Origin of the sequence: Gardnerella sp. DNF01189, from assembly GCF_049244195.1 — a bacterium.
In the GTDB taxonomy this organism is placed as follows: Bacteria; Actinomycetota; Actinomycetes; order Actinomycetales; family Bifidobacteriaceae; genus Bifidobacterium; species Bifidobacterium swidsinskii.
In genome coordinates this window covers 875,258-887,512 of sequence record NZ_CP058385.1, presented here as the reverse complement: position 1 = coordinate 887,512, position 12,255 = coordinate 875,258, and the positions used below count along the sequence as shown (strand labels likewise).

Below are 12,255 nucleotides of genomic sequence, written 5' to 3'. Positions count from 1 at the left end.
AATATGGTGCGTAATTGCGGACGTAGCTCAATGGTAGAGTCTCAGTCTTCCAAACTGATTACGCGGGTCCGATTCCCGTCGTCCGCTCCATTTTTTATTTTTGCTTTACGTTTTGCAATTTTCTTTTTAATGGTTTATTTATTTCAGTTTTTTGTGAAAATCACATGTTTTGCATATTATTTTCACATTTTCATTGAATTTATGCTTGCTATTAGGGTGCTATTGCTATGGTAATAGCGGAGAGACACGTAAAAAACATGTCTGGAGGACTCGTGGGACAGATTATCGTACGTGTATTAGCTGGATTAGTGTCGGCTGCTACTGCTTTCACTATGAATGTCGTTGCGCCGCAAAAATCTTCATCGATTGAACATGTGCATGCAAATGTGCGTGCTAATGTGCATACCAATGTGCATACCAAAAGTGTTGTTAAGCCTATTATTCAATCACATTCTGGCACTGTGTATCAAAGCTCGTTTATTGATAATGAGTATGGTGCGCATTGGAGTGATGCTGATGGCACTACGGCTTTTATTGATGGAAATGATGATGTGTTCGTTAATAACGCTAAGGCGGTTATTGATGTTTCTGAGCATCAAAAAGAAATTGATTGGGATGCTGTAAAAGCTTCTGGAGTAGATGGTGCGATTATTCGTATTAGCTATGGCTGGGATAATGGATATGACAAGCAAGCTTTGCGCAATATTAGCGAATGCAAGCGTCTTGGTATTCCATTCGGCATTTACATGTATTCCTATGCTGAAAAAGCTGAAGATGGTGCTGCTGAAGGTGCCGACATTGTAAATCTTTTGCAGGGTGCTGGAGTAAGTCCTCAAGATTTAACGTATCCTGTTTATTACGATTTGGAAAAGTGGAGCTGGAGTGGTCATAAACCACCAACATCACCATACGTTTACCAGGATATTGTTGCTTCCTGGTGGAATCAGTTAGTTTCTGCAGGCTACCATAAGCTCGGCGTTTACTCTTATGCAAATTATTTGAGAGGACCATTAAATTCTCAGTATATTCACGAGCGTACAAGCTGGGTTGCTAGCTACGGTTCTCGCGTAGGCTTCCCTATTTCTACAGCATTGCGCGGATGGCAGTACACTTCCGACGGCAGCGTTGACGGAATTGATGGTCGCGTCGATTTGAACGCATTCGGCATGGCTGGTGGCGGCGAAATCAATGGTGTTTCTGAGTTTGGTAGCACTATTACTAAGCCTAATTCTTCTAAGCCTTCTGGAGAAACGCGCAACTATGGTAGCTGGACTGTAAAGAGTTCTGGTCGTCGTGAAGTATGGACTAATGGAGACAAGAAGTTTGTGCTCCAGTACGAGCTTCGCGATTCATATTATGCTCATGGCGGCCCTGGTCGTCTTGGTGCTCCTGTTGCTGATGAGGAGAATATGGGTGCTGGCTGGTGGCGTCAGCGTTGCCAGCACGGCGATGTGTTTACGCAGGGTCGAGATAAGAAGTACGTAATCCAGTACGAATTGCGTGACTCCTACTACAAGCATGGTGGTTATGGTCGTCTTGGTGCTCCTGTTGCTGATGAGGAGAATTTGGGTGCTGGCTGGTGGCGTCAGCACTGCCAGCACGGCGATGTGTTTACGCAAGGCCGAGATAAGAAGTACGTAATCCAGTACGAATTGCGCGACTCCTACTACAAGCACGGAAGCTATTCGCGACTTGGCTCGCCTATTTCCGACGAGGAAAACATGGGTGGCGGCTGGTGGCGTCAGCACTGCAAGCACGGCGACGTCTGGACGCATGGCAGAGACATTAAGTACGTGATTCAGTTTGAGTTACGCGACTCTTACCAAGGACATCGCGGTGCTGCTTGGCTTGGCGCTCCTGTTGCCGAAGAGGAAAACATGGGCGGCGGCTGGTGGCGTCAGTGTTGCCAGAATGGTGATGTTTGGACGCATGGTAAGGATAAGAAGTTTGTTATCATGTTTGCTCTTCGTGATTCTTACTATAGGCATCGTGGTGCTGGTTGGCTTGGTGCTCCTGTTGCTGATGAGGAGAATATGGGTGCTGGCTGGTGGCGTCAGCGTTGCCAGAATGGTGATGTTTGGACGCATGGTAAGGATAAGAAGTTCGTTATCATGTTCAATCTTCGCAAGGATTATTATGCGCGCGGTGACTTTAAGAAGCTCGGCGCGCCTATTGAAGATGAACACAATGATGGCAATGGCTTATGGCATCAAAAGTGCCAGAATGTTGTGTTAGAAGCCCACTGATAGCATTTGGCTCCATGCAATAAAAGCATCTGGATTTGTGTATTGTATTTCATTCGCAGCTTCTGTGTGATTTGCAAATACAAGCAAGAATCCTAATACTATCGTTAATGTAGTGCATGCAACGATTAGAGTTTGAGTAGACATTTGGTTCCTATTCAATTCGATATTGTTGCATGCATTTTCTTTATCTAATTGCAACTGCGCATCTTGATTAGCTGAGCAATTTCTTCTAGCAAAACCAATAGATGCAATAATCATAAGAATTATTATTGAATCGCAATAATAACGGTAAAGGCTGCCGCCTAAGCAGTAGTTTACGTAGATTAACATAATCGAGAATGTTATTCCGCTTAAGCACATTATGTATTCGATTTTTTGCATGTACTTGCGTCTTATTAAGAAAATGCCCCAAATAAGTGGTATTGATAGCAGACCAAATGTCATGTGATTAAAGAAACTATTTCCATAATCCGAAATGTTTGAGCTGGTTATTGTAATATACGGGAATTCCGTATCTATGCTTGGTGGCTTTATAAAGAAGTTTATTAACAAGTCTTTGATTTTTAGAGGGTCAAATGCTATACGATTAAATCGCAAGTCAAAATTTGTTAATTGTTCTTCGTTACCAAAGTTAAAGAATGAACCAAAACGCAAGTAGTTATATACTAAGATTCCGGCAAACCCAGCTATTGCAGGAGTTAGGAAGCTTAAAGCTGCAGATACTTTATTTACTACGCTTCTGGAGTTGTTAAGCAGTAAAGCAATAAACAGTGGAGCTATAAACGCAACTGTGGAAATGCAAGAATTTGGTCTACAACCGCATTGCAAAGCTAAGCTTAATCCAGCTAAAGCAAATAATGCATACTGAGTAAATTTAGTCTTAAGCCTTACGGCTTTCAGTGATGCGTAAACAAATAATGTTCCGAAAAATATAGCGCTTACCATAGGAATGTAGTAAATCGATGCAGATGCTTGCAGATAAAAAACAAGGCATCCAAATGGTAAGGCTGCTCCTATAAGCAGCATTGAGCAGTAGTTTATTCGTATTTCAAAGAATGTTATTATTTCTTTCCACAATGCAAATAATGCTGGTATTGTAATTGCTGCAAATAATGTTGTGACCATTATTGCGCTCGGCATCCAAGCTGGGAACAAAGCGTTAAACGGCAAATAAGTTAAAATAAACGGTACTATTCCAAAGTAGCAATAATATTTGCCATTATGCAGCACAACATCCCATATTGCAGGAGTTCCCTCGCGCACTAATTGCATTCTTTTGCCAATGCTAAATGGGTTTGTTGAATGCAATAAGCCATTTGGTGGGTCTTGTAGCAAAGATAGCGATCCTTGTTTCCAGGCTTTTAACTGCTCTGTATATGGGTTTCCGTCTATAAAATCGTATTTATCGTAGGAGAGTGGAACGCGTATTCGATTATAAGTGTTTAATCGGAGCCAAATATACAGTGAGAATCCGGTTACTATTGCGCACAAAGCCCAAAAAATTATGGTTTGAGCTCGATCTCCTTGAATATAGGCTATTTTGTGCCATTTTTTCTTACGTATAGTTATAATCGCGGATCCAAAAACGAATAATATAGCCCATTTTCCATAGTTTATGTGCAACTTGTATTTTGGATTAATTGTTATATTTTTAACAACGATTCCGTTTGGCGTTTCATTAAAGTGTAATTTTATTTTGTTTAGTTTTCCGTGACTTTCTAAACGTACTTTAGTCGTATTAAATTTTCCTGTTGTTATTTTAAATTGGCTAGCTAAAGCGTATCCAGGAGCTACACCAAAGTCTTCTAATTCTACGCTTCCAGTTACGTAATAAACTGGTTTTGTTTGTTGTAGCGAAATCTCTAATGTTTTGCTGTACGTGTTTAAGTTTGTGAATTCTACATCTGCGCCATTTTTAGATATATGTACGCCGTCATTTTTGTATTTTGCATATATTTCATCACGGCTTGCGTTTGTAGAGTCTTCTGCTTGTTCAGCTTTTACTTCTTTTACTGTGCTTAAATTTATGCTTTGTGTTTTAAATCCTAATTCGGATGCTTGAAATAAGTTACTAAAAAACATTAGTGTTATTAGTCCGCTTATAACAAAGCACACTATATATGGCAAATAAGTTTTTAGTTTAAGATTGTTTTTTATGACGGCTCGCACAGGTTGCTACTTTCTATTTCTTTTTATGTAATCAAAAAGGTTTACTTGTTCTATAAAACGTTTGCGCTCATTTTTGGCTAAAATCTCAAGAATAATTCCGGAAATAAAGAATAGTAATCCTGTAATAATTAGCATTACAGCACCAATTAGAGTAGGGAAGCGTGTTACTAGGTGTGTGCGCCAAAATTCTATGAATGGAAGCATGCATGCTCCTACTCCGCACAGTGTTATTATTACGCCAAGTGTTCCAAAGAAAGGCATTGGTTTGTATTCGCGAATCATGTGAAAAATGGTTGAAAGCACTCGAATACCGTCTCCAACTGTGTCTAGCTTGCTAACTGATCCTTCTGGACGGTCACGATACTGAATTGGCATTTCGTACAGTTTTATATTGTTGTTGAGTGAATGAATAGTCATTTCTGTTTCAACTTCAAATCCGCGCGAAAGTACAGGATAAGTCTTTACGAATGAAAAAGAAAAAGCGCGATAGCCTGTCATAATATCAGTTACTTTTGCGTGGAAAAGCGTGTTGATTGCGCCTCTAACTAAACGATTTCCAAAATTGTGGAATGGTCGCTTATTCTCTTGGAAATACGTAGAACTTAGACGGTCGCCAATAACCATGTCGTAGCCTTCAATAACTTTGGCGACCATGTTTGGTGCCGCTTCAGCGGGGTATGTGTCGTCGCCGTCTGCCATTACGTAAACATCTGCGTCTATGTCTTGGAACATTGCACGAATCACATTGCCTTTGCCTTGTCTAGGTTCTTTGCGAACTACAGCACCTGCTTCTTTGGCTATTTTTGCAGTATTGTCCGTTGAGTTGTTGTCGTACACGTATATTGTTGCTTCTGGAAGTGCCGCCTTAAAGTCTTTAACAACTTTTTCAATGGTGATTGCCTCGTTATAGCACGGCAGCAGCACTGCGACAGAAGTCATAATATGTCCCTTCATAATGGCGAATGGTGCGCATGGAATGAGCAGTAATGTTCTTATACTATGTGCATATCACTGTTATCTTACCTATTGTTGTGGATTGTAGTGCAACAATCTATTTGCGTTTATGTGGCAGTGTGCAGTACTGTGCGTAGTACTTGCGCATATAGTCTGCTATACTGCGTGGCAAGTGTTATGTAATTTTTTCAAGTTATGTAATGAATGTGAGTATTAAGAATAGTTATGGTGCCATGCAATACGTATAAAAGTGTATGCTGCAAACAGTGTCAAATGTTCAAAATAAACTAATAATAATTATTTTTGAACACCTTTGTGCATACTATACTAATGCAACAAAATGTATAGAGTCATCATTATGCACCTCGGCTAGTGCATGGAGACACTGTTATGGAAGCATATTCAGCATTAACTCATAACGAATTTGCTGTAATATCAGCATTGCAACGTTTGCCAGGAAGTAATCAACGTACTATAGCTGAGCATACGAAGCTTTCATTAGGCACAGTAAATAGTGCGTTACGCGATGCTATTCAGCATGGGTTTGTTGTTAATGGTGAAGTTACATCAAAAGGTCTTACCGCACTCGAACCGCATCGCGTCCACAATGCGGTGATTATGGCAGCTGGCCTTTCCTCCCGCTTTTCCCCGATTTCTTACGAATTGCCAAAAGGTTTACTCACTGTGCGCGGCGAAGTGCTTATTGAACGACAAATTCGTCAATTACAAGCGGCAGGAATTAACGATATTAGCGTAGTAGTTGGATACAAGCAGGAACGTTTCTTCTATTTGGAAGACAAGTTTACTAAAGGCGATTTTTGCGTAAAAATCGTGCCAAATAAGGAATATCGTGAGCGCAACAACAACAGTTCAATCATGGCTGTTGCTCACCTTTTAAGTAACACGTATATTTGTTCTTCTGACAATTATTTCGACGAAAATCCTTTTGAACCATACGTGTGGAAGGCTTACTATTCTGCGCAATATCAGCAGGGCCGCACTAAAGAGTGGTGTATGAGTGTAGGTGCGCACAATCGCATTACTTCGGTAACTATTGGTGGCAGTGATGCGTGGTACATGATTGGTCACGTATATTTTGACAGCGAATTTTCGGCTAAGTTTGTGCGAATTTTGCATGCTGAATATGATTGGCCGCAGACTGCTGGCAAGCTGTGGGAAGATATTTTGATTGAGCATTTAGATGAGCTTGATATGCGCATGCGCCGCTACGATCCGCCGATTATTCACGAGTTTGATTCGTTAGATGAGCTTCGCGAGTTTGATCCGCTGTTTTTGGAAAATGTTGACAGTGAAGTTTTTGACCGCATCGTTAAGGTGCTTGGTTGCAAAAAGTCGGATATTTGCGACGTTTACCCGTTGAAAAATGGTTTGACGAATCTTTCTTGCCATTTTATGGTTGGTTCTAACGAGTATGTGTACCGTCATCCGGGGGTTGGCACGGATGTGTTGGTGAATCGCCAGGCTGAGGATGAGGCTTTGCGTGCGGCGCAGCACCTTGGCTTGGACGGTACGTTGGTTGCGGATGATCCGAAGTATGGCTGGAAAATTTCGCATTTTTTGAAAGGTTGTCGTACCGCTGATTTTCACGATTCTTGCGATTTGCGCGAAGGTATGCGTCTGATTCGTAAGCTTCACAACAGTGGTGCTACGGTGAGTAGGTGCTTCGATTTTTATGAGGAATCTCAGCGTTATTTGCGCGATTTGCGCGCCCGCCGTGTTGCGTTGCCTGAGGGCGCTGACGCTTTGCTTCATAAGGTTGATTGTTTGCATGAGTGCGTGAGTAAAGATGCTTGTCAAAAAATTTGCTTGGCGCACAACGATATATTGGGTGCGAATGTGCTTGTGGATGTCGCTGGACGCTACCATCTGATTGATTGGGAGTATGCGGGGATGTTGGATTATGCGCAGGATTTGGGTACGTTGTGCGTGTCTGACGCGCTTAATGAGCAGGAATTTGATGCGGTTCTAGCGGAGTATTTTGAGCGCAATCCTACTTGTGCTGAGCGTCGTCATTGCATGGCGTACGTTGGTTTTGCGGGGTGGTGTTGGTATTTGTGGTCGTTGGTAAAAGAGGCTGAGGGGGAGCCTGTAGGTGACTGTCGTTATTTGTATTACCGTTATGCGAAACGTTATGTCGACCGCGCTTCGAGCGAATATGGTGCCGTATCCGCTGAATCCTCTGAATCTGCTGGTTGTGACGGGTCTGCAGGCTCTGTAGCAAAAGTGTGATTTTATGAAATATTCCTTAATAAGCGGCCTTTTTTGGGGAGTCGACACTGCTTTGCTTGCGGTATTGGTTGCGTTATCTGTTCATGGTTTAACACCTTCTGCAGTATGGTATGTGGGCGTTGTGGGTGCTTGCGTTCACGACGTTGTGTGCGCTGTAATATTGTGGATTTATATGGCTTGTCGTTCAAAGTTGCGCGAAACTGTTGCTCTTTGCAAACGTACGAAATTGATTGTGCCTATTGTGTTGAGTTCGCTTCTTGGAGGCCCAATTGGTATGACCGGTTACGCTATTGCGGCAAGCAATATTGGTGCCGGTTACGCTGCTGCGATTTCCGCACTGTACCCGGCCTTTGGCATAGTACTTTCTTCTATTGTGTTGCGCGAACGCTTAAGTGCGTTGAAATATTGTGCTTTTGCTGTAACGCTTATTGCGGTAGGAGTGCTTGGCTACTGTTCTTGCGTGGAATCTTCAACCGCAACTGTCTTCTCTCCGGGTAGCATAGTCTTAGGTTTGATTGCGGCTATTTTCAGTGTTATTGGTTGGGGAAGTGAAGCCGTTGCTTGCGCGTGGGCTACCAGAAAGCAAAGCGTGGACGACGAAGTAATGCTGCACGTGCGCGAAACTGTTTCCGCACTGTCGTACGCCTTACTCATTGTGCCGTTGTGTACGATACTGCCGGTTTTTAGTGTAAAGATTATGCAATCAGCCGGCTTTATTGCGTTAGCTATATTTATAGCGTTACTTGGTACTGCTTCCTACTTGTGCTACTACCGCGGTATTGCTCAGGTTGGTGCGACGCGCGCTATGGCTGGAAATATTACGTACGCGGTGTGGAGCATGATTGCAGCAGCGTTACTTTCTCAAACGATTCCGCCGCTTATTGCGTGGGTTTGTTGCGTGGTGATAATTGCGGGGACGGTAGTGGTGGCTTCCGAAAAATAATCGCAACGGAGTATGATAAACCTGTATTGCATTGTGGCAACAGTTTATAGCAGTACGCTATAGCAAGTATGTTTTTAAATAATGAGGGAGTAATGAACTTATGGTTTCGCAGTTACGTCGCATAGTGAGTTGGATAATAGGCAGACTCCCTTCGTCAAAACGCTCTATTGTGGAAGTGCGCGAGCAGCTGAGCACTATTCAAACGCAAATTTCTCGATTGCAAGAATGTGTCGACGCTCGCTGCGCTCATCTTGAGGTTGGGCAGTATAACGTTGAGAAGTCGTTGCGTGCGGAGATTTTGACGAATCGCGAGCAGTCTTCGATTATGGCTTGGTCAAACTATAGGAAAGATGGCGAAAGTAGCGTGGATGCACATAAGCGTTTCTTCCTTAGTTTGCCGAAAGCTACAGGTTCTATGCGCGTTATACAACGTGGTTGCGCGTCGCTGCTGAGCGAGTTTACGCAGATTGCGCAGCAGCATAATCTTCAGTATTGGGCTGATTTTGGTACGCTGCTCGGTTGCGTGCGTCATCGTGGGTTTATTCCTTGGGATGACGATGTTGACTTGGGTATGATGCGAGAGGATATCGATAAGCTGTTAACGATGTTGCGTGAGGATGCCGCGTTGTGCGCGCGCTACCGTGCGGTGCTCGTGTACGATCCGTACGTGTGCTGCCGTCAGTTGCGGTTCCGCTACGCGAATAATAGTAATCCTTGTTTTTTGGATATTTTCTTCTACGATTACGCGCCTGATTTGACGTCTGAACAGCAGCAGAGTTTTGTGTCTTTGCGTAAGGATTTGCAGCAAGAGTTGCGTTCGCAGACTTTTTTCAACACATGGCTTGACCGCGGTTATGTTGAGCAGGGCGGCGAATACACTGCTGATATTGAACAGATTTTTCAGAGTTTCCAAAAGAAGGCTGTAAACCAGGGGCTTGTGGTGAGTAAGTCTTGCGCGCGCAACGTGGTGTACGGTTTGGATAATGTTGATGCTGAGAATTTGTATATTGCACGATGTGCCGAAATGTTTCCAGTAAAAATGGCAACTTTTGAAGATTTTTCTGTTGCTATACCGCAGTTATCGGAAGATATTTTGGAACGCGTGTATGGTGATATTTATCAGCTGCCGTCGGATATTATTACGCACTTCCGTCATGTTGACTGCGAATCCTTGCATAGCAGTCATACTGACGATGTAATCGAGCAGGATATTCGTTCAAATCCGTATGCGATCGATTGTGGCAGACTTGAGTGAGTTATGTAACGCTACAAAACGGTAACTCTACAAAACAGTAACGTTAAGAATGGCAATAGTACGAAGGAATTAACAGGTGTGCATATGGGCGATACGAGCAATAGTAACGGTAATGCGACTGCTGTAAATGATGTGGCGGCAGAAAGAAACGTAACGATGGCGGGTAGTGCAGTAAGTAGCACAATAAGTGGTGCAATAAGCAGTGCGATACAGTGCAGTCGCGATTGTGCTCGCGCTATGCGTTCTGTTTTACGACGCATATCGCTAATTATGCCGCTTATTATTGTGCTTCTGCTGGAACTTGTATGGTTCAACTTTCCGGCAATCGAATCGTCAGGATTCAAGCTAACTCCTGTTCAGAGAGTTTCAACCGGTGCAGGTTTGACGCGTCACGGCGACGTGTACACAGTTACCGGCAAAAACGATCAATACATACAATTGCATTACGCTCAGCCTTCTCAAATAAATAACATTTACGTCGATACGCGCTCGCCTCACACTCGCACACTCGATATTGCTGTGTATGTGTTGGATGGCGGCAATAGTACTTCCTATATTCAAGTTGCGTCTCAGCCAGTTACGTCGAATGTGAACGATACGAAGTATGTGCGCGTGCATGCGGTTGATAAAGTTGCGGGCTTGCGTTTGAGTACGAAGCTTCAGAAAGGCGATTCTTTTACAATTGCTAATCTTGCGTTGAACCAGCGTAGACCGTTACATATTTCACTTATTCGTGTCGTGATGTTGTTGCTGATTGCTTACGCGATATACGCGTTGGCTCCGCGTTCGCGCATTTATAAAGAAGCACTTGATTTGCGTGTGCGCAAGCAGCAGTTGTGGCTTGTTGCGTTAATGCTAGTGCAGTGCGCAATACTTATTGGAGTAACGAAAGTTACTGGTACTCAACACATGTTTACAGCTGGTGTGTGTAATAACGGCGGCTTTATATGTGACGCCAACCAGTACAATCACCTCGCCAACAGTCTGCTCAAAGGTCACCTGTACTTGGATCTGCCGGTTCCTGACTGGCTGCCGAATATGAGCAACCCTTACGATGCAGGCGCGCGCTACGCCATGTCGATAAAAACTGGTCAACCAACTTACTGGGATTATGCGTTCCACGGAAGCCACTACTTTACTTACTTCGGCGCACTTCCTGCACTGTTACTTTTTGTGCCGTTCAAAGTACTTACCGGCCACGATTTGCGTACAGATTACGCCGTCGCCTTCTTTGCTGTCGCTTTCGCAATTGCTTCTATCTATCTTATGGTGCAATTACTTCGACGCTTCTTCCCAAAGCGATCCTTCGGCTTCCTTGTGCTGTCGCATCTCGTTATGCTCATGTCCAGCGGAGTGCTAATTCAGGTGTATCTGCCGCAAATCTACTCGCTTCCTATGCTGTCATCATTGTGTTTCACCTGCTTAGGACTGGGATTGTGGCTACAAGCGCGAACTACTCAAGATGCTCTTTCTGAAACCCCGTACTTACGGAAGTCGCTACTCATTCTGGGAGCAGTATGTATTGCACTAAACCTATGGTGTAGACCGCAATTTATTCTGGCGTCACTGTTTGCTTTCGTAATTTTTAAGGAAGAAATCGTAAAGTACCGTCTATTTTTTGCCTTCAAACGAAGCAGCATAATCAATACTATATGCGTAATCGCACCAATGATTCTTATAGGCTTAGCTGCCTGCTGGTACAACTACGCGCGTTTCGGTTCTCCACTCGATTTTGGTGCAACCTACAATCTCACCGGTTTTGACATGGTTCACCGCTCCTACTCTTGGGCGCGAATCCCATGGGGAGTATGGATGTACTTGTTCCAGCCTATTACTATTACGCCAGTTTTTCCGTTTATGGAACAATCCGTGCTGCCGTCAATGTTCCACGGGCAAATCATTATGGAGCCATTCTTTGGCGGCCTACTCGCTTACTCTCCTGTATGCGCAGCCGTAGTACTGTACCCGGTAGTAAAGCAACAATTACGCAAAAAGCAGCTTGCTGGATTCTTTACGCTCGGCTTAACATTGTCGATACTGCTTATGGTATTAGACGCGGAAGTAGTAGGAATTTCCAGCAGGTACTTTAGTGATTTCGGCTGGCTGCTAGCGTTGTGTGCAATTATGGTGATTGCAAGTCTTGTAGACAAAGTCTCGTCTTGCGTGCACACGGTTGACGTTCCTTCTGGTTGCGTCAACGAAACAGGCGAGGAGCCGCCTTCTAAAGCCAACTTTAAGTTAATGCACAAAGTTTTGATTATTCTGGTGATTTCCAGCGTGGGCTTGTGTTCCTTAAACCTCCTTGCCAACGGACGATACTCAGACCTTCAAGGCACTAGGCCGAGTATATACAGAAGTATCGAATCCTGGTTCTCGCCACTTACGTAACAGACGAATCAGTTGCAATTTGGTTACTATTAGTAAATTACAATTCAGAT

Annotated in this window: 7 protein-coding genes and 1 tRNA gene; 6 read left to right on the top strand and 2 right to left on the bottom strand. The window is 43.6% G+C overall.

Annotated elements, in window-relative coordinates; translation table 11 throughout:
• Window positions 1-16: 16 nt before the first annotated feature.
• A tRNA-Gly gene (locus HXT41_RS03580) sits at window positions 17-90 on the top strand.
• 137 nt (window positions 91-227) lie between these two features.
• Complete coding sequence (locus HXT41_RS03575) at window positions 228-2,246, top strand: GH25 family lysozyme (RefSeq protein ID WP_415705361.1); 2,019 nt, start codon at window positions 228-230, stop codon at window positions 2,244-2,246.
• On the opposite strand, the gene HXT41_RS03570 is transcribed toward HXT41_RS03575, so the two are convergent.
• Window positions 2,232-4,328 (bottom strand): hypothetical protein, encoded by a 2,097-nt coding sequence (locus HXT41_RS03570; protein ID WP_231130953.1) that lies wholly within the window; start codon window positions 4,326-4,328, stop codon window positions 2,232-2,234. The genes HXT41_RS03575 and HXT41_RS03570 overlap by 15 nt on opposite strands.
• 93 nt (window positions 4,329-4,421) lie before the next feature.
• Entirely contained in the window at window positions 4,422-5,354 is a 933-nt protein-coding gene (locus HXT41_RS03565; RefSeq protein ID WP_012914461.1) for a glycosyltransferase family 2 protein, read from the bottom strand.
• 405 nt (window positions 5,355-5,759) lie between these two features.
• Here HXT41_RS03565 and HXT41_RS03560 point away from each other — a divergent pair, with 405 nt between their 5' ends.
• The 4 genes from HXT41_RS03560 to HXT41_RS03545 all read left to right on the top strand — a co-directional run bounded on the left by HXT41_RS03560 (window position 5,760) and on the right by HXT41_RS03545 (window position 12,205).
• Entirely contained in the window at window positions 5,760-7,619 is a 1,860-nt protein-coding gene (locus HXT41_RS03560; RefSeq protein WP_421788546.1) for a phosphotransferase, read from the top strand.
• Between the two features lie 4 nt (window positions 7,620-7,623).
• The gene (locus HXT41_RS03555) at window positions 7,624-8,562 is read left to right on the top strand and encodes a DMT family transporter (RefSeq protein ID WP_102155630.1); all 939 of its coding nucleotides are present in this window, start codon (window positions 7,624-7,626) and stop codon (window positions 8,560-8,562) included.
• 100 nt (window positions 8,563-8,662) lie between these two features.
• Window positions 8,663-9,817, top strand: a complete 1,155-nt coding sequence (locus tag HXT41_RS03550) for a LicD family protein (protein ID WP_116440669.1) — start codon at window positions 8,663-8,665, stop codon at window positions 9,815-9,817.
• Window positions 9,818-9,901: 84 nt separating this feature from the next.
• Window positions 9,902-12,205, top strand: coding sequence for a hypothetical protein (locus HXT41_RS03545; RefSeq protein WP_421788544.1), 2,304 nt, complete (start codon window positions 9,902-9,904; stop codon window positions 12,203-12,205).
• Window positions 12,206-12,255: the final 50 nt, after the last annotated feature.